Source organism: Gordonia sp. PS3, from assembly GCF_041950545.1.
Classification (GTDB): Bacteria; Actinomycetota; Actinomycetes; order Mycobacteriales; family Mycobacteriaceae; genus Gordonia; species Gordonia sihwensis.
The window spans coordinates 433363-452512 of record NZ_CP169524.1 but is presented as its reverse complement, the minus strand read 5'-3'; the positions used below and the strand labels follow the sequence as shown (position 1 = coordinate 452512).

Genomic DNA, 19150 nt, shown 5'->3' with positions numbered 1-19150 from the left:
TCCTTCCTGGTCCAACGGTCCTTACAGGTTGCAGGGAATGTTGGCGTACGAACCGAGTTCACAGATGGACGAGTTGGTGAGCTTCCAGCGCCCGTCCTTCCACACCCACTTCATCGTCATGTAGGTGGGCTGGTATCCGGGCGAGGACAGCTTGAGACGCGCGCTGGCGATGTTGCCGTTGACCGTCACCGGGTCGACGATCCGGTAAGTCAGCCCCATCGGCTTGAACTTCGCGGCCAGACCGAGGATGCCCTGCGCCTGGTTCACCGCGCGGGCCCCGCCCTCCAGGCGCTGAGCCTTCTGCGCGTTCGAGGCACCGGAGGCGAGGTAGTCCATCTCGGCCTGCAGTTGCGCGGCCGTCGGCTTCGTCGGCCCCTGCGCGGTGGGCGTCTGCTGCTGAGCAGCAGCCGGAGCCTGCGCCGCCGGAGCGTCCGCGGCGGGCGCATCGGCGACCGGCGCATCGGCGGCGGGAGCGTCGGCGGCCGGGGCGTCCGACGAAGGGGCGGCACTGTCGGACGCCGGGGCGGCGGCGTGCGGCTGCGTCTGCTGCGCACCGAGATTCACCACCGTGGCGGGGGCCTCCTGCGCCGCGGCACGGTTGCCGCCGACGTCGCTGAGCATCAGACCGACCAGTCCGATGGAGAGCACGATCGCCGAGACGACCGCCGAGATGCCCGCCGCCATCATCACCGTGGGCCAGTTGATCGACGTGCCCGACTCCTCGGCCGCCGGCGCCGGCTCAGCGGCGATCGGCTGGGTGACCTGCTCTTCGTCATACATGCGGTAATTGAACCAAACCTTAAGAAGGTAAGTCTAGCCTTAGTACGGTTACCCTGGTCACGGATTCGTCCGTTTCGCTGCGCGCCCCACACCCGGAAGATGACGCGAGCGCTACGCGGCCTCGTCCATCAACGCAACCACCTCATCGAGGCTGGCGCCGCCCAGGATCGCCTCCACCGGAAGGTCGCACGCCAGCGCGGTCTGGACCCGTTTGCGGAAGTCGAGTGCCTGCAGTGAGTCCATACCCAGCGCCACCAGCGGCGCAGCGGGATCGATGTCCGTCGCCGCGAGACCCATCGCGACCGCCAACTCGTCGATCAGGTTCGCCGTCAAGTCGCCCGATCGAGCAGGTGCCGGCGGCGTCTCCGGTACCTCGGCCGGCGCCGTCTCGGCTTCTTCGGTGTGCTCCGTCTCGACCGCGGCGTCGGCTGCCGCGGCCTCCTCTTCGTGTCCCGATTCCGGTGCGCCGACGCGATCGGGCACCTCCTCGATCAGCACGCCCGACCCGGTCATCTCCAACAGATGGCGCAGGTCCGGCCAGGACGCCGCCATCACCACGGCATCGCCCCCGTGAACGGCGAGACCCGCGTCGAGTGCCGCGGTCGGCGCCATCGGCACCACGCCCGTCGCCGTGACGCGCGCCAGCCCGTCGGCGTCGAGCGGTCCCTGCACCGCCCACAAGCCCCAGGCGAGCGCGACGGCGTCCACCCCGGTCGTCCGCAGCCGGGCGGCCTCCACCTCGAGGAGACGGTTCGCGGCGGCGTACAGCGCCTGTCCCCGGCCTCCAAGGGTGGCTGCGAGCGACGCACAGAGCACGACCCGCGGTGCGCCCCCGATCCCGTCGAGAACCCGGGCGAGTCCGCTCACCTTCGCATCCACGGCGCGCCGCACATCGGCCTCGGTGATCTCCGACAGCGGCCGCTCGACGTAGTCGAGCGCGGCATGCACCAGAGTGGTGACCGGAGGCAGATCCGCCAGCTGCGCCGGCTCGGTGTCCGAGGTGAGGTCGCAGCGCCGCAGGTCTACGTCCACTCCGTGACGCCGGGACAACCGGGCGGCGACGCGATGAGCCGTCTCGTCGCCGCCGGAACGACTGAGCAGGGTGATCCGGCGCGCACCGTCGCGCGCGAAGCGTTCGGCGACGGCGAGTCCGACCTTCCCGGTGCCGCCGGTGATGACGGCGTGCGTGAGATCGAGGTCGGCGACCGACCCCGCTTCCGTCGGCATCAGTCGCTTGACGAGTACCGCGCCGTCTCGCAGTGCGATCGCCGGCTCGCCCGCGACATGGACGGCCGCTAGCACATCGTCAGCCGAGACCGGCTGCCGCGCAGGGAGATCGAGCTGCGCGACGCGCACCCCGGACTGCTCGGTGGCCAGGCAGCGCAGTCCGGCGACGGCCGCGGCGTGCACCGGGTCGGCGACGTCGCCGTCCACTGCCGTCTCCGCCCCCGTGCTGACGATCCACACGGTCGGCGGGAGTTCCGCGAGACCGCCGCGCCAGGCCGAACCCGCCAGGACCGCGGCGAGCTCGGCTTCGACGTCGTCGCCGCGCGCGGGCAGGAGCACCAGTGCGGCGTCGACCTCACCGATCTCGGCACCGCCGTCGGGTACCTGCCAGGCCACGGCGCCGTGCTGCGGCGCGGCCGAGCAGATGCCGGCGGCGAGACTCAGATCTGATCCGGGAAGCGCCAGCACCGCCATGCGCTGCGGGGCAGCCGAGCGCCGGCTCGCCGGACGCTGCCAGCGGACGTCGAGCACACGCACGTCGTGGTCGGCGGGCGGTGCGGCCCACCCCGGGCGGTTGACGGCGTCTCCGACGCCGGCGTCCGGCCTGGCCCACAGGCGGGTCTTGCGCATCGGCGAGTTCGGGAAGGCCTCCAGCGGGAGCCCGCGAGTGCGCCCGCGCACCTCCCAGCTCGACCAGTCGAAGGTCAGGTCGGTGGCCGCGACCGTCACGACGTTGCGAGTGAAGAGCGTGTGATCGGTGCACTCGCGGCGGCGGGTGCTCAGGATCGTGGCATCGGGCGAGCCCGCCAGCGTCTCCGACAACGCCAGCACCAGCGTCGGATGCTCGGCGATCTCGATGTAGACGTCGGCTCCGGCGTCTGCCGCCGTGTGAACCGCTCGGTCGAACCGGACGCGGTTGCGCAGGTTCCAGAACCAGTAGTCGCGCACCGGGGTCGACGGCTCGATCGCCTCCCCGAGCGTGGCGCCGATGCACGGGATCCGGGGATCGGTGAACGTCCGGCCGAGACCGTAGGCGTCGAACGCCGTCTGGAACTCGTCGGCGAACTTGCTGACGATGCTGGTGTGCGCCGGGTAGGCGACGCGGATCTCCTTGGCGAACTTGCCCTCGGCCTCCAGCGCGGCGATCAGCCCGAGCACCGCTTGCCGTTCCCCCGACACGCACAGGATGTGCTCGGAGTTCACCACCGACAATTCCATCCATCCGGAATTGCGGGCCAGCAGCGCCTCGGCCTCGTCGAGACTGATTCCGACGACGGCCATCGTGTACCCGCGGGGCGCCACCGCGTCCACCGCGCGTGCCCGCACGGTCACCACGATCAGCGCGTCGCGCAGACTGGCGATGCCGCTGCGCACCGCCGCGGCGATCTCGCCCTGACTGTGTCCCACGGTCATCGACGGTCGGACGCCCGCCGCGTCCCACATTGCCGTCAGACCCAGCATGTGCATGAACAGCGCCGGCTGCACCACCCGCACGTCGTCGGTCTGTTCCGCGTCGCCGCGGCCGAGGACGTAGTCGATCGGCGACGTTCCGAAGAGGTCGAGCGAGGCGGCGTGACACTCGTCGACGGCGGCGCGGTAGGCGGCGGAGCGGTCGTAGTCCACCGCACCCATGCCGGGCCGCTGGCTGCCCTGGCCCGGGTAGACGTACGCGAAGCGGTGTGCGGCGGCGGTCCCGCGGACCACCGCGGGGTGCGATCGGCCGGCGGCGAGCGCATCGAGTGCGCCCAGCAGCTCATCGCGGTCGGCGACCGCCGCGATCGCACGGTGTCGGCGGACCGGCCGGGCGTCGAGCAGATATGCGGCCGCCCGCTGCGCGTCGACGGCCGGATGCGCCCGCAGATAGCGCGCGATGGAGGCCGCGAACCGGCCGAGCTGGTCTTCGGCGTCCGCGGAGACGACCACCGGGATGCGACCGTCGGGCAAGAGGTACTGCGCACCGGTCTGAGGCGTGTCAGGCATTCGGGGCCTCCGGCATGTCGACGATGAGATGGGCGTTGGTTCCGGACACGCCGAAGCTGGAGACGGCGGCGAAACGGTGGCCGTCGCGCGCCGGCCAGGGTTCGGTGGCGGCGGGCAGTCGCAGCCCGGCGGTGTCCCAGTCGATCTTGTCGGTCGGCTCGTCGGCGAACCGCGTGCCGACGATCGTGCCGTTCCGGCCGCATTGCAGGACTTTGATGAGACCGAGGATTCCGGCCGCCGCCTGCGCGTGTCCGGCGTTCGATTTCACCGATCCGACGGCGGCGGGACGGTCGTCGGCCCGGGCGGCGCCGTAGACGGCCGAGAGCGCGTCGAGTTCCATCGGGTCGCCCAGAGTGCCGGTTCCGTGCCCCTCGATCAGGTCGATCTGTGCCGCGTCCACGCCGGCGGCGGCGAGTGCGCCCGCGATCACCCGGCGCTGGGCGTCCGCGCTCGGCACCACGATCGGCGCCCCGGAACCGTTGTGGTTCACCCGCGATCCGGCCACCACTCCGTAGATGCGGTGTCCGGCGGACCGGGCGGAGCCGGCGCTCTCCAGAATCACCGCGCCGGCGCCCTCGCCCCAGACGGTGCCGGTGGCCCCCGACGAGTACGAGCGGCACCGTCCGTCGGCGGCGAGCGCGTTGTTGCGGGAGAACTCGAAGAACGCTCCCGGCGACCCCATCACGCACACGCCGCCGGCGATCGCCCAGTCGCATTCGCCGGAGCGGATCGCTGCGGCCGCCTGATGCACGGCGGTGAGCGACGACGCGCACGCGGTGTCGACGGTGATCGCCGGGCCCGTCAGTCCGAGGGCGTGCGAGATCCGTCCGGACACCGAACCCAGTGCGGTTCCGGCGATCCGGTGGCCGGAGTAGTCGTTCACGGCTGCCACCGTGGGTCCGTACTCCATGCCGGAAGCTCCGAAGAAGACTCCGATCTCCCGGCCGTCGAGGGCGGCGGGGTTGACGCCCGCGTTCTCGACGGCCCGCCAGGCCACCCGGAGCGCGACCCGCTGCTGCGGATCCATCGCCGTCGCCTCTCGCGGGCTGAGCCCGAAGAACTGGGGGTCGAATTCGGCTGCGCCGTCGAGGAATCCACCGGCGTCGGGCACGGCACCCCAACCGGGAACGCGGTCAAGGGAAAGCAGTTGGTCCACCGGCCAGCCGCGGTCGCGGGGCATCGGCCCGATCAAGTCCTCACCGGCGGCGAGGGCTGCGTAGAAGTCCTCCGGGGTGTCGATGCCGCCCGGCGCCTCGACCGCCATGCCCGCGATCACGACGGCGTCGTCGGGTGCCGAATCCGCGCCTCCGGCGACGTACGGGTGGTGCGCGGTCACCGGGTTCCTCCGCCCGTCGCGGTCCGCACCAGCAGGTCGACGAGCGCGTCCGGATGTTCGTTGAGGTAGAAGTGGCCGCCGTCGACGAGGCTGACCTCCACCTCGTCGGCGTGGTCGGACCACGAGTGGAGCTGGTACGGCCGGATCACTGGATCGTCCGCTCCGCCGACCACCTGGATCGGGGTCGACACCTGGACGTCGGCGGCGCAGTCGTAGGCGTCGAACGCCCGGTAATCGGCTCGGAGCACCGGCAGCGCCATCCGCATCACCGAATCGCTGCCCATCACCGCGCCGCCGGTGCCCTGCAGGCCCGTCAGATGTGCCAGCAGGTCCTCGTCGGAGTCGGGATGCTTCGGCAGTTGAGCCACTCGGCTCGGCGCGGTAGCCGCTGAGACGATGAGCCGTCGGGGTGTCGTGCCCTGCGCCTCCAGCAGTCGGGTGAACTCGAAGGCGACGATCGCGCCCATGCTGTGCCCGAACACCACCACCGGACGGTCGGCGAAGTCGGCGGTGGCGGTGAAGGCCTCCGCGGCTTCGGTCGCCAACTCTCCGAGTCCGGTCGCGGCGTCCTCGCGCATCCGGTCCTGCCGTCCCGGATACTGCATCACGCGGACGTCGAAGTGAGCCGACAACCGCCCCGACAGGTCACGGTACGACGACGCTCCCCCGCCCGCGTGGGGGAAGACGAGAAGGATCGGCGCGTCGGCGTCGGCCGGCTTGTGAAACGCCCGGAGTGCGGGTGCCTTGCGAGTGGTCGCGGGTGTAGTCATCTCTTGTTCCCAAAGTCGTGCGGTGTTTCAGTGGTCGAGCAGGTCCTCATGCCGGGGCCCGTTGAGCGAGTCCTCATCGCCATGTTGGTTGAGCAAGCCCTCATTGCCAGGCTGGTTGAGCGAGCCGCCAGGCTGGTTGAGCCACCCTCCAGGTTTGTTGAGCGAGCCTCCAGGCGGGTTGAGCGAGCGAAGCGAGTCGAAACCACCGGACGCAGGCTGAGTCCACAAAACGCGGAGCGGTCCCACCCTGCGCGAGCGATCGTTTCGACTCGCTGCGCTCGCTCAACAATCCTCGGGGGACTCGCTCGCTCAACAAACCTGGGGAGACTCGCTCGCTCAACAAGCCTGGAGAGAGCCACGCTGCCCGCTGGACGAACACTCAACCCCAGGCCGGTTGAGCCACCCTCCAGGCTGGTTGAGCGAGCGAAGCGAGTCGAAACCACCGGACGCAGGCCGAGTCCACAAAATGCGGAGCACTCCCAGCCTGCGCGAGTGATCGTTTCGACTCGCTGCGCTCGCTCAACAAACCTCGGGGGACTCGCTTGCTCGACAAACCTGGGGAGACTCGCTTGCTCAATAAACCTGGAGAGAGCCACGCTGCCCGCTGGACGAACACTCAAGCCCAGGCCGGTTGAGCCACCCTCCAGGCTGGTTGAGCGAGCGCAGCGAGTCGAAACCACCGGGCGCAGGCTGAGTCCACAACACGCGGGGCGGTCCCAGCCTGCGCGAGTGATCGTTTCGACTCGCTGCACTCGCTCAACAAGCCTGGGGGGACTCGCTCGCTCAACAGGCCTGCTGGGGCTCGCTCGCTGAACAAGCCTGGGTGAGGGGTGCTCAGGCATGGGGGGAGCTCCTCTCGCGGGGGAGCAGGTGGAGGGCGATGCGGCGGTCCGGGCGGACCTGGAATTCGCCGTGATCGGTCCAGCCGCGCTTGGTCAGGGCCCGGCGCATGGGAGTGTTCGACGACGCGGGTTCCACTGCGATGCAACGACAGTCGGGATCGGCGGCGAAGAGTGCGTCGGCGAGTTCACGGATGAACGCCGAGATCTCCCCGCGGCCGAGCAACTCCGGATCAGCCGTCGCGACGTGGAGTCCGAGGTCGTGCGGGTCCACCGGATACAGGCGGGCGATCTCGTCGCGCGCCACGCGGTAGATCTCCAGGTACCCCACATCAACGCCCTTGCGGGAGAAGATGATCGGCCGCGAGTAGTCGCCGTCGAGGCGATACCGGGCGTCGTCCCGCCAGCGTGCCGCGGACCATTCCTGTTCCCAGGTCTGCACCAGGTGCGGCCGCGCGAACCACTCCTCCAGCAGCGCCGGGTCGGCTCCCCCTGGCTCCACCGTGCGCAATGCGAACGCGCCGATCGTCGACGGCACCGGCGGGGCGCCCGCCTCGCGCACCGCGTCCGAGACGTCGGTCAGCTCGCGTTCGATGCGGTATCCCGTGTCGGACGCACTCATCGCTTCGCTCCCGTCCGCGCCGCCGACCGATCCACCGCACTGCGCAATACCCGATTGGAGAGCTCGCCGAGGCAGCTCAGATTCGGAAATCCCGGGCCCTGCGCGAAGCCGGCCAGATTCGGCAGATACAGCGCCTGCGACAACCCTTCGACCGCCAGATCGTGCCCGATCGCCGTCTCCAGACGCGGTAGGTCGGGCCGTCCGCCCAGCGCCAGCTCGAGTTCGTCGACGCTCTCGGCGTCGAACAGGTCCAGGAACCACAGCGGCCGACCGCCGGTCGCGTCCACCACCAGATCGAACGAGTGCTCGGCCGCCGACCGGCCTGGGTTGCCGAGGGTCAACGCCACCGACTCCCCCACCCGTCGCGCGGCGGTCACTCGGCCTCGCAGGTGGTGGATCCGCTCGTCGGCCAGCAAGTTCTCCTGCACGCTCACCGAGAACACGCCGCGGTCGGTCCTGCGGATCACATCGCGCCGCTCCGCCGCGGACAGCGACGGCCACCCCGTCGGATCGGAGAACACCGAGTTCTCGAAGTAACTCTCGCCGCGGGTGTAGATCGTCGGCGCCGGTGAGATGACCGAGATCGACATCACCTCGTGCCGGACCAACTCGTCCAGCGCCGACGCCGCGGTCTCACCGCCGCCGATCACCGCGGACCGCGATGACGCCGGAATCGCCCTGCGCGACACCGCATCCCAGAAACCGGCCACCGACAGTACGCGGGGATCGTCGAGCAGCGGCTCGTCACTCGAACCCGGTCCGGTCACCAGCAGTCCGTCGCCGTCGACGCTGTCGAGACCGCCGTCCGACGTGCGGAAGTCGACGCTCCATCCGCCGTCGACCACGCGGACGCGCTCCACCGTGCCGATGTGCAGTTCGGCCCCAGATTTGGCCGCCGCCCAGTCCAGATAGCGAGCCCACACGTGATGGTGCGGGTTGGGCCGGCCGCGGTCGATCCATTCGGTGTACGTCTGATGCGCCACCAGGAACGCCATCCAGCTGTACTCCAGCATTCCCGCGTTGATCTGCGCGGCATGAGTGCGGTGCGGCGCGCCGCGGTACGGGAAGCCGAGGTCCTTCTCCGGGCTGGTGCCGAGCCGGTGACGACCGTCGGTCCAGCCGCCGAGCGGAAGCCAGTTGCCGCCCACCCCGTACCGGTCGACGATCACCACGCGCGGCGCGGGCAGGCCGAGATCGGCCATCACCTTGGCCTTGGCGGCCACCGACAGCGACTTGGGTCCGGCGCCGATCGCCACCAGCGTGCCGGCGGAGAAGGCGTCGGACGCTCCGGCGTCGGGGCGGTTCACGGTCACTGCGCCATCAACTCCTCATCGTCCATCGCGGCGATCTCCAGGTAGATCGTCGCCACGCGCTCCAGCCGTCCCGCCCGCTCGTCGGCGGCGTCGAGTCGGCGCGCCAGCTCCGCCACGGTCCGCGCCGCGAAGATGTCGGCCACCCCGGCCTGCGGCGCGTCGAGCAGGTCGCGGATCCGTGCGATGACGGTGGTGGCGAGCACCGAGTCGCCGCCCGCGGCGAAGAAGTCGTCGTCGATGCCCAGTTCGCGATCACCGCCGAGGACACCGGCGACGATGTCGAGCAGAGCGCGGTGCAGATCGGTCTCCGGCGACCGCCGGGGCGCGTCGACGTCGGACGCGCCGCTCAGACTCGCGGTGATGGCCGCGCGGTCGAGCTTCCCGTTGCCGGTCAGCGGGAGCTCGTCCCGGACCTGGAGCACCGCCGGAACCATGTACGCCGGAACCAGTCCGGCCAGCCCGGCGAGCAGGCCCTCCGGTGACGGCGCGGCACCCGGTTCGGGTGCCACCGCGGCGGCCAGCGTGACCGGTCCGTTCCCCTTGATCAGCACCGCCACCGCATGCCGCACGTCGGGCAGCGAGCGCAGAGCACCTTCGATCTCGCCGAGTTCGACGCGGAACCCGCGGATCTTCACCTGATTGTCGGCGCGGCCCAGGAACTCGATCGTGCCGTCGGGCCAGTAGCGCGCGAGATCACCGGTGCGATACCACCGGCGGCCCTCGAACTCCACGAACCGTTCCGCGGTGCGCTGCGGCTCGTTTCGGTAGCCGTGCGCGACGCCGTCGCCGCCCACCCACAGCTCGCCGGTCACCCAGTCGGGGCAGTCGGCACCGAGTTCGCTGACCACTCGGCAGGCCACGTTGTTCAACGGTGTCCCGAACGGGACGCTGGTCCAGTGGTCCGGCGCCCGGGTCACCTCGCACACGGTGCCGTGGATCGCGATCTCCGTGGCTCCGCCGAGACCGGCGAAACGGGCCCGCGGGGCCAGTGCGCGCAGTCGGTCCGGGAGATCGGCGCCCACCCAGTCGCCGCCGAGGAGCACCGCGCGCAGCGAATCACCCAGCGCCGCACCGTCGGCCTCCGTCTCCGCCAACGTCAACAACATGTCGAGCGCGCTGGGGACACAGGTCAGAATGCTCGCGCGGTGGGTCACGAGGAGTTCGCGCCACGCCGCCGGGTCCTTGGCGTCGTCGGCGTCGACGGCGATCACCGCTCCGCCCGCGCTGTACAAGCCGAAGATGTCGTACACCGAGATGTCGAACTCCAGTGCCGCGACCGTGAGCGATCGGTCGTCGGGGCCGACACCGAAACGCTGATTGATGTCGTCGATGGTGTTCATCGCCGCCCGGTGCGGCACCTCGACACCCTTGGGGGCACCGGTGGAACCCGAGGTGAACAGCACATATGCCACCGCCTCGGGGTCGGGCAGGTACGGGCCCGACAGCGGTGCCGCCGCCATCGCGTCGCTCAGTTCCAGCGCCGGAACGTCCAGTGCGTCTGGTGCCGCGACCCCGTCGGTCAGCAGCAGCGACGCCTCGCCGGTCCGCAGAATGGCCGAACGCCGCGGAGCGGGTTGATCGTAGGTGACCGGAACCCACACGGCACCGGAGGCGTAGACGCCGAGCGTCGCGATCACCTGGCGGTAGCCCTTGGGAATCTGCACACCGACCGCATCGCCCGGCCGCACTCCCGCCGACCGCAGCGCGGCCGCCACGGCGAGCGCCTGTGCCGCGAGTTCACCGTAGGTGGCGCTCCCGTCGCGCCAGACGAGCGCGGTGCGATCGGGGTGCTGGGCCGAGATCTGGAAGAAGCCTTCGTGCAGCACACGCCCGGAGGTCGGCGCCGCGGTGTCGTTGACCTCGCATCGGACCGCCCGCTGGGCAGCGGGCAGGTGCGGCAGCGCCTCGGCCAGCCAGCCCGCCGTCGAATCGGCGGCGGCGAGCCGGTCGAGCGCATTGGTGAAGTGCTCGAACATGGCCTCCACCACGCCGTCTGGGAACTGGTCGATGCGGACGTCCCAGTTGGTCAGCAGGCCACCGCCCACCTCGGTGACCTGGGCGTCGAGCAACACCTGCGGGCCCTGCGAGACGATGTGCGCGGGCTCGCCGAGCCGGTCGTAGACCTCGTCGGCGAAGAGTTCGCCGAGCCCCAGCGCACTGGTGAAGACCACCGGGGCCAGCACCGTCTCGCCGCGCAGACGGCCGAGGTCGCGAAGCACTTCGAGCGCGCCGTACGCGCTGTGCGCACCGGCTTCGTGCATCCGTCGCTGCACCTCGCGCGCGAGGTCGAGCACCGACCCGCGGCCTGGTTCGGTCAGCGTCCTCAGGTCGACGTCCACCAGGATCGAGGAGCTGAAGTCTCCGGAGACCGACTCGATCTCGTCGTGCATCGGCACTCGCTGGAACAGCGGCACGTTCAGCAGGAAACGCGGTGTGGCAGACCACGCGCCGACGCTCGCGGCGTACACCGCTCCCACGACCGCCGCCGGCGTCACTCCGCGCTCGCGTGCTGCCGCGAGAAGACGTTCGCGGGCCCGAGCGTCGAGCCAGTGGTTCATCCGCCGCACCCGCGGGGCAGCGCTCTGCGACTGCCCGGGCGGGCGGGTCGGCAGGACCGGTCCGCCCGGCAGGTCAGGCAGCCGCGCGGTCCACCACTCGCGGTCGGCGGCGCGTGCCGGATCCGGATGCTCGGCCCGATGCCGCAGGTAGTCGCGGTATTCGATGGCCAGGGGCGGCAGTTGCGCACCGTCGTAGGCCGAGACCAGGTCGCGCAGCAGGGTGCGGTAGCTCATCGCGTCCGCGGCGAGCATGTCGATGTCGAAGTGCAGACGGTGGCGACCGCCGGGAAGCAGAGTGAGCGTGAGGTCGAAGACCTGTCCGGCAGCGATGTCGAGGACCTGGTGGCTCTTGGCCTCGCGCCGCTGCTCGAGGATCCGGTCGATCTCGCCGGGTGCGGCCTCGCGCAGATCGTCGACCGTCAGCGCCGGTCGCGGCAGAGTGTCGAGCACCTCTTGGCGTCCGTCGGAACGGAACCGTGCGCGGAGCATGCCGTGGCGGGCGGCGAGCGCCTGCGCCGCCGCGGCGAGCCGGTCGGGGTCCAGACCCGCGCCGTCGAACTCGACGTACAGGTGCGCGGCCACACCGCCGAGGTCGGCGGCACCGGTGCGTCCGACCCAGTACGCGTGCTGCATGGGCGCCAGCGGGAACGCCGCCTCCGACCACGCCGACTCGTCGAACTCGGCAGGCGCGGAAGCCGCTTCGTCCGCCGGGTCTGCGCCGAGCATGACCGCCCAGTCGGCGACGGTCGGGCGGGCGGCGAGGTCGGCGAAGTTGACGTCGTGTCCGCTCTTGCGCCAGCCGCCGGCCAGCCGCATCATCCGGATCGAGTCCAGGCCGAGACCGATGAGGTCGTCCGTGTCGGCGATGGTGGCCGGATCGACGTCGAGCAGCGCGGCGACGTCCTCGCGGACTGCGGCGGCCGTCGGCCGCTCGGTCGGCGCGCTCACCGCGCCGCCCGCACGACGTACGGGGCCACGCTGCCCAGCTTCTCGCAGGTCTCTTCGAACTCCCGCTCGGGGCGCGACTGCCCGACGATGCCCGCGCCGGCGCGCAGCCACGCGCGGTCGCCCTCGGCGAAGATGGTGCGCAGCGCCAGCGTCGCCTCCAGTTCGCCACTCGAATCGGCGATCAGGACGGCGCCGGAGTAGAGCTCGCGACGTGCGGGTTCGAGACGGTAGATCGCCTCGAGGGCGGGTGCCTTGGGGATGCCGGAGGCGGTGATCGACGGGAACAGCACGCCCAGCGCCCGCCACGGTCCGGCGTCCGGGTCGAGCCGCCCGGAGACCGTGGACGCGAGATGCTGCACGCTGCCGCGTTCGCGGACCACCATGTACTCGTTCACCGCGGTGGTGCCGGGCAGCGCCACCGATTCGATCTCGCTGAAGCAGGCGCGCACCGACATCGCGTGTTCGGCGATCTCCTTCTCATCGGAGAGCAGGTCTTCGCGGGCGGCGGCGTCCGCCTCCGGCGAGCGGCCGAAGGCACGGGTGCCCGCGAGCGGTTCGGTGACCACCGACCCGAGCCCGTCGGCGGCGACCACCAGCTCGGGGCTGAAGCCGGCGGCCTCGAGTCCGCCGAGATGCAGCAGGTACGACCGCGCGGGGTTGTTGCCCTTGCGGCCGCGGACGTAGGTCGCGGGGATGTCGACGTCGAAGCCCACATCGACACTGCGGGACAGAATCACCTTCTGGTATCGGCCGTCGTTGATCTCGCGCACGGCCGTCGCGACCCGGCCGCGGTAGTCGTCGGGGTCGGCCGAGACATCGATCTCCACGGGCTCCGCCCGGCGGATCGACTCCTCCCCGCCGGCGTGGACCGGCAGATCGGCGAGTTCGCGCAGTCGCGCGAGAGTGGCCTCGTCGGCGCCGGGCGCCGAGATCCCGTCCGCGTCCACGAAGGCCTCGAGCCCGGGCACGATCAGATGGGCGAGCACCACGTCGTCACGGACGCGGTCGAGCAGGCCGTAGTGCGGCGCGCAGTAGTCGAATCCGACCCAGCCGTACAGCCGCCACCGGGGCAGACCCAGCCCGGTGAGCGCCTGGTTCAGTGCCGCCGCGGGTTCGCCGTCCCAGGCGATCTCACGAGGCGTGCAGTGGTCGTCTCCGGGCGCCGGATCGACGATGACCATGGTCTTGGTGAGGATGATGCGTGCTTGCGGACGAGCGGCGAACGTCCAGCGTCCGTCTCGTTCGTAGACGACGTACTCACCGAATTCACCCGACGACGCCCATGCGCCGCACACCGCGGCGGCCCGCGCGGCCAGATCGTCGTCGACGGGCGCGTCCCCCACCGGAGAAGCAGGTGCCACAACCATTGTTCAGTCCCATCGTTCACAGCGGAGATCCGCAAGAAAATTAGGTGAGGCTAATCTACATCACCCGCGACTCGTAGGTTAGGCTGCCCTCGTCAACTAGAGCTAGGACCGAGCATGCCATCTTCAGCGGACACTCTCGAAACCGGGTTCGCACCCCATCGGCCCGATCGCGCCGACCTCTACCGCGCCGAGGGCGTCTTCGACGATCTCCCCCTGTGGGCACCGCTCGCCGACCGCGCCGCCACCGATCCCGACCGCCCCGCGGTCACCGACGCGGCCACCGGATTCACCCTGACCTACCGCGAACTGCTCGCCACCGCCGACCGCCGTGCGGCCGGATTCATCGGCGCGGGTCTGAAGCCCGGAGAGCGCGTCGTCCTGCAGCTGCACAATTCCGTCGAGTTCGCCGCCACTGCGTTCGGCCTCCTGCGCGCGGGCATCGTGCCCGTCATGGCGCTGCCGGCCCACCGGATCACCGAGATCGCTCATCTCGCCGCAGGCTCCGGGGCGCGCGCGTATCTGTGCGACGACGTTCGCGGCGGCTACGACTACCGCGGGCTCGCCGCCGATCTGCGCGACCGCGTCCCGTCCGTCGAGCACGTCTTCGTCAACGGCGATCCCGGCGTGTTCTCCCCGCTGCCCGATGCCGACGCCCGACCGCCGGTCACCGTCGATCCCGATCTGCCCGCGCTCTTCCTGGTCTCCGGCGGCACCACCGGACTGCCGAAGCTGATCGCGCGCACGCACAACGACTACGCCTTCAACGCGGCCACCTCGGCCACCGTCGCCGAGCTGACGGCCGACGACGTGTATCTCGCGGCGCTCCCGGCAGCGCACAACTTCCCCCTCTGCTGCCCCGGACTGCTCGGGATGATCGCAGCGGGCGGCCGCACCGTCTTCACCCAGGATCCCAGCCCCGACTCGGCATTCGGCGTGGTGGAGCGATACCGGGTCACGGTCACCGCGCTGGTCCCCGCTTTGGCCCAGTTGTGGTGCGCGGCAACCGAATGGGAGCCCGCCGACATCTCCTCGCTGCGACTGCTGCAGGTGGGCGGCTCCAAACTCGCCGCACCCGATGCGGCCGCGATCGACGCCGCGATGGGCCCGGTGGTGCAGCAGGTATTCGGCATGGCCGAGGGTCTGATCTGCTACACGAGGGCCGACGATCCACGCGATCTGGTGCACGTGAGCCAGGGGCTGCCGATGAGTCCGCTCGACGAGGTCCGGATAGTCGACGACGCCGGCCGGCCGGTGCCCGACGGCGAGGAGGGCGAACTGCAGGTCCGCGGACCGTACACGATCCGTGGCTACTACCGGGCGCCCGAACACAACCTGCGGTCGTTCACCGACGACGGCTTCTACTCATCGGGAGATCTGGTGCGCCGGCTTCCGTCCGGGCACCTCGCCGTCACCGGTCGCATCAAGGACACCATCGTCCGAGCCGGCGAGAACGTGGCCGCCGACGATGTGGAAGAGCACCTGCTGGCGCATCCGCGGATCGCGCACACCGCCGTCGTCGGCCTGCCCGACGACGCGCTGGGCGAACTCATCTGCGCGGTGGTGGTGCCCGGGCGCGACGGCACCGCACCCTCGCTGCCCGACGTCCGCGCCTTCCTCTCCGAGCGCGGCCTCGCGTCGTTCAAGCTGCCCGACCGTCTGCACACCGTCGACGCCCTACCGGTGACCTCGGTGGGCAAGATCGACAAGAGTGCACTGCGTTCGCGCCTGGCGGGTGCGAGCCAGGCGCGATAGCGCGCTCAGCCGCGTTCCACCGGGCGGTCCGGATCGGCCGACCACTGCGAGTACGACCCCGGATACAGCGCCGCGGACACCCCGATCGATGCGAGGGCGGCGATCGTGTGCGCGGCGGTGACGCCCGAGCCGCAGTAGACGACGGCGTCCCGGTCGGCGCCGAGTGCCCGGAAGTGGTCGGCGAGTTCGCCGTACGGCTTGAATCTGCCGTCGGCGGTCACGTTGGCGCCCGCCGGGGCGTTCACCGCACCGGGGATGCGCCCGGGCCTCGGGTCCACCGGCTCGACGTCGCCGCGGTAACGCTCGGGCGCACGGGCGTCGAGCAGGACGGCCGAACCGTCGCGCGCCGCGACCTCGTCGATCGTCACGACCGGCAGATGCCCGCCCGACAGCACCACATTGCCGACGCGGGGGGTCGCATCTCCGGTGGAGACGCGCATGCCCGCGGACTTCCATGCCGCCAGACCGCCGTCCAGAACGGTGACGTCGGCCAGCCCGGCCCAGCGCAGCAGCCACCAGGCGCGCGCCGCCGCCTTGCCCTCCCAGTCGTCGTACACCACCACCCGGGACCCGACGTCGATGCCCCACCGACGGGCCGCGGCCTGCAGGTCGGCGAGGTCGGGCAGCGGGTGTCGGCCCGCGGCAGGCGAGGGCGGTGCCGCCAGTTCGGTGTCGAGGTCGACGTACACCGCGCCCGGCACGTGCCCGGCCCGGTAGTGGTCGTGGCCGGCGTCGTCGCCGAGTTGCCAGCGCACGTCGAGCACCACCGGCGGCCGTGACGACAGCATCGCCTCCACCAGGTCCTCGACTGTGGTGAATACCTGGCCTCGGTGGTCGGAAGTCATCGCTGCGGTTCCCTTCGCCTGCGGGTGCGGCCGTCGTACGGCCGAGGTCACCACGACTGTAGGGCACCGGCGACGTGCGACAATCGGGCCATGTCCGAATCACCGTCCGCGCTCGACCCGCTCCGTTCCCGGTTCCTCGACGCCGGCCTGCGCGTCCTCGCCCGCGACGGCTACGGCGGCTTCAAACAGTCGACGGTGTGCGCGGAGACCGGTCTCACCACCGGTGGCTTCTACCACTCGTTCAAGAGCTGGAGGGACTTCGAGACCGCGCTCATCGAGCACTGGAAGACCGAAGCGACGGCCAACGTGGTGGCACAGCTGCGCACCATCGGCAGCCCGGTGGACCGGATACTCGCAGTGGTCGAGGCGTCGCGGAATCTGCCGCACCACACCGAGCGGGCGCTGCGCGTCTGGTCGTCGAAAGACCCCGACGTCGCCGCCGCGGTACGAGAGGTGGACCGGACCCGGCGCGAGGCCGTCGCCGAGTTCGTCGGCGACCTGATCGCCGACCCCGACGAGCCCGAGCAGATCGCCGCGCATTCGCTGATGGTCCTGGTGGGCTACCAGTGCTCGGATGCCGGGCCCGAAGAGTTCGAATGGGCGATGCGCCGCATCGTCGACCGCACTCTCAGTCTTCCGCGCAAGGCCGATCAGACGTCGGAGTAGTCCGCGACCCGCCCCTTCCTCGGTGCGTTGCGCAACGCCGACAGCATCCGCGGGACGCGCCGCAGCGGCAGACGGGCGGGCCAGTCGTCGGTCCGCAGCAGCGCCTCGGTGCCGCCGTCGACGGTGACCACCGAACCGGTCATGAAGTCGGCCGCGGGCGAGAGCATGATCATCACCCAGTCAGCGATCTGCTCGGGCGTGCCGTACTCACGCACCGGCACCGGGTACGAGCGCACCTGAGCGGCCGTCGAACTGGCGAGCTGTTTGCGCAGCAGAGGCGTGAGCACCGGCCCCGGAGCGATGACGTTGATGCGGATACCGGCGGCGGCCCACTGATCGGACACCGCGTGCCGCCGGCACCAGCGGCTCACCGCGATCTTCGACGCCGCGTACGCCGCGGGTCCCGACAGCGGCCCCATCCGGCGCACGATGCGCACGGCTCTCTCGGTCTCGCCCGCCTCCAGCAGTCTGACGGCCCGGCGCGGCACAAACGGCGTCGACGTCGTCGAATTGGACCCGAACACCACCACCTTGGCTTTGTCGGCCGCGGCCAGTTCGGGTTGCAGACCCATCAGGAGTTCGGTGACGCCGAGCACGTTGACCTCGACGGTCAGCCGTTCCTTGCCGCGCAGCGCGCCCACCCCGGCGGCGAACACGGCGCCGTCGAGCCTGCCGCCGGCCCGGGTCATGATCGCGCGAACCGCATGTGCCCGGCCTGCGCTCGTCGAGAGGTCCGCCTCCACGTCGGCGTCCGCGAGGTCGACGCCGATCACCTCGTGCCCGTCCGCCCGCAGGCGTCGCGCCACTTCGTGTCCCATTCCCGACGCCGCGCCGGTCACCACGTACTTGCCCACGAATACCTCTCTCAGGTGCGATCTCGCTCCCGACTCTAGAACACGTTCTATCCGGCGGCACACCCTTCGGCACCTCGTCGACGCGCCGGCTGACGTCTCAGAATCGATAGATGCGCTTGGCGTTCCCCGCGAAGAGCTGCGTCAACAGGTGGTCGCCGCGGTCGCCGAGGACGTCGAGCAGTGCGCCGACCGTCATGCCGATCGGCGAGTTGGGGCGGTCGACCGGGGAGTCGGAGCCGAAGATCACGCGGTCGGGACCGAACCGGTCGACCAGATGCAGTACCAGCGGCCCGGCCATGTCGGCCAGTACCGCTCGGCTGGCGATGGTGCCCGACGTCTCCCGGCCGTAGCCGAGGAGCGCGAGGCCCAGTCCCGAGACCTTGACCACCACGTTCGGCCGATTCGCGATCATGGCGGTGCGTTCGCGCCACAGACTCAGGATCTCGGCACGCGCGGCAGCCGTCATGCCGGTCTGCGCGCCGACCGGTCCGAACGCACCCGCGGGCATCCCCATGTGCTCGACGATGATCGTGGTGTCGGGGAACCGCCGGGCGAGCATGTCCAGCTGCCCGAGCTGATGGGAGTAGGCCACCGAGACGAACGCCAGATCACGTTCGGCGAGCTCCTCGAAGCCCTTGAGGAAGCTGGTCGAAGCGACCACATCCGGTTCGTCGCACCAGTCCGGCAGTTCGGGATCGGCGTGCCGCGCCCACTTGAACCGGACGGCGCGAACGCGGTCGGAGTACGCGAGCTGACGGTCGAGAGCGGCGCCGAACAGGGGATGTCGCGGGTCGGCTGCCGTGACCGTGGCACCGAGCGCCGGACCCTTCTGACCGTGCGGAAGCGCCGTGAGGTACTTCAGCTCGTCGAACGACGAGTTCATCAGCGACTCGGGGTCCCTCGCCGGCCGCCAGTGCGACTCCACTTGAACCACGCTTTCCACACCGACGCCCGCGATGGAGAGCAGTGCGACGGCGTCGCTGGAATACTGCGCCGGTTCGTAGGCTGAGGTCAGGATGCTCGAATCGAGACCGTACAGGCGGTCGGCGCTGGTGCCCACGCGGGCGGCGAGCGAGAGGGCCGGCGTGGGCACGAACCGTCGCAGCCGGGGCGCCGACAGCCGCGCGAAGCGGGCGAGCGCCCATGACGACCGGGTGGGGTTGAAGTAGTGGACGTGCGCGTCGACGATTCCAGGGAGCAGTCCACCGAGCATCGTCACACCGCTAGCGTGCCACAACCCACAAGCGGCACGCCGAACAATATCGGGGCCAGTCGGTCACGCCGACTACAGTG

13 protein-coding genes are annotated in these 19150 nt (G+C 70.7%); 2 read left to right on the top strand and 11 right to left on the bottom strand.

What is annotated here, in order from left to right; all coding sequences use genetic code 11:
* Positions 1-21: 21 nt before the first annotated feature.
* The 8 genes from ACE11G_RS02085 to ACE11G_RS02050 all read right to left on the bottom strand — a co-directional run bounded on the left by ACE11G_RS02085 (position 22) and on the right by ACE11G_RS02050 (position 13740).
* Positions 22-780, bottom strand: a complete 759-nt coding sequence (locus ACE11G_RS02085; RefSeq protein ID WP_006896082.1) for a hypothetical protein — start codon at positions 778-780, stop codon at positions 22-24.
* A gap of 111 nt (positions 781-891) precedes the next feature.
* Positions 892-3987, bottom strand: a complete 3096-nt coding sequence (locus tag ACE11G_RS02080) for an SDR family NAD(P)-dependent oxidoreductase (protein ID WP_062366511.1) — start codon at positions 3985-3987, stop codon at positions 892-894.
* The gene (locus ACE11G_RS02075) at positions 3980-5323 is read right to left on the bottom strand and encodes a polyketide synthase (RefSeq protein ID WP_082781256.1); all 1344 of its coding nucleotides are present in this window, start codon (positions 5321-5323) and stop codon (positions 3980-3982) included. The genes ACE11G_RS02080 and ACE11G_RS02075 overlap by 8 nt, the downstream gene beginning before the upstream one ends.
* Positions 5320-6093: a thioesterase II family protein gene (locus tag ACE11G_RS02070; protein WP_062366509.1), complete on the bottom strand. Its 774-nt coding sequence runs from the start codon at positions 6091-6093 to the stop codon at positions 5320-5322. The genes ACE11G_RS02075 and ACE11G_RS02070 overlap by 4 nt, the downstream gene beginning before the upstream one ends.
* An 834-nt stretch (positions 6094-6927) precedes the next feature.
* Positions 6928-7554 carry a GNAT family N-acetyltransferase gene (locus tag ACE11G_RS02065; RefSeq protein ID WP_062366506.1) on the bottom strand — a complete coding sequence of 209 codons (627 nt, stop codon included), beginning with the start codon at positions 7552-7554 and terminating at the stop codon, positions 6928-6930.
* Positions 7551-8867: a SidA/IucD/PvdA family monooxygenase gene (locus ACE11G_RS02060; RefSeq protein ID WP_062366505.1), complete on the bottom strand. Its 1317-nt coding sequence runs from the start codon at positions 8865-8867 to the stop codon at positions 7551-7553. Before ACE11G_RS02060 ends, ACE11G_RS02065 begins: the two co-directional genes overlap by 4 nt.
* Positions 8864-12373, bottom strand: a complete 3510-nt coding sequence (locus ACE11G_RS02055) for an amino acid adenylation domain-containing protein (protein WP_375003504.1) — start codon at positions 12371-12373, stop codon at positions 8864-8866. The genes ACE11G_RS02060 and ACE11G_RS02055 overlap by 4 nt, the downstream gene beginning before the upstream one ends.
* On the bottom strand, positions 12370-13740 hold the full coding sequence (locus ACE11G_RS02050) for a salicylate synthase (RefSeq protein WP_222111488.1): 1371 nt from the start codon (positions 13738-13740) through the stop codon (positions 12370-12372). The genes ACE11G_RS02055 and ACE11G_RS02050 overlap by 4 nt, the downstream gene beginning before the upstream one ends.
* Before the next feature lie 114 nt (positions 13741-13854).
* Here ACE11G_RS02050 and ACE11G_RS02045 point away from each other — a divergent pair, with 114 nt between their 5' ends.
* On the top strand, positions 13855-15492 hold the full coding sequence (locus ACE11G_RS02045; RefSeq protein WP_045539862.1) for a (2,3-dihydroxybenzoyl)adenylate synthase: 1638 nt from the start codon (positions 13855-13857) through the stop codon (positions 15490-15492).
* A gap of 5 nt (positions 15493-15497) precedes the next feature.
* Here the strand turns inward: ACE11G_RS02045 and ACE11G_RS02040 are convergent, their stop codons facing one another.
* On the bottom strand, positions 15498-16337 hold the full coding sequence (locus tag ACE11G_RS02040) for a sulfurtransferase (protein ID WP_375003501.1): 840 nt from the start codon (positions 16335-16337) through the stop codon (positions 15498-15500).
* A gap of 90 nt (positions 16338-16427) precedes the next feature.
* On the opposite strand from ACE11G_RS02040, the gene ACE11G_RS02035 reads away from it, so the two are divergent.
* Positions 16428-17003 (top strand): TetR/AcrR family transcriptional regulator, encoded by a 576-nt coding sequence (locus ACE11G_RS02035; RefSeq protein WP_045539864.1) that lies wholly within the window; start codon positions 16428-16430, stop codon positions 17001-17003.
* Here the strand turns inward: ACE11G_RS02035 and ACE11G_RS02030 are convergent.
* Together ACE11G_RS02030 and ACE11G_RS02025 are read right to left on the bottom strand one after the other, a co-directional pair.
* On the bottom strand, positions 16988-17857 hold the full coding sequence (locus ACE11G_RS02030) for an SDR family oxidoreductase (RefSeq protein ID WP_006896070.1): 870 nt from the start codon (positions 17855-17857) through the stop codon (positions 16988-16990). The two genes, ACE11G_RS02035 and ACE11G_RS02030, sit on opposite strands and share 16 nt — an antisense overlap.
* Positions 17858-17954: 97 nt before the next feature.
* Positions 17955-19070, bottom strand: coding sequence for an amidohydrolase (locus ACE11G_RS02025; protein ID WP_006896069.1), 1116 nt, complete (start codon positions 19068-19070; stop codon positions 17955-17957).
* Positions 19071-19150 lie beyond the last annotated feature (80 nt).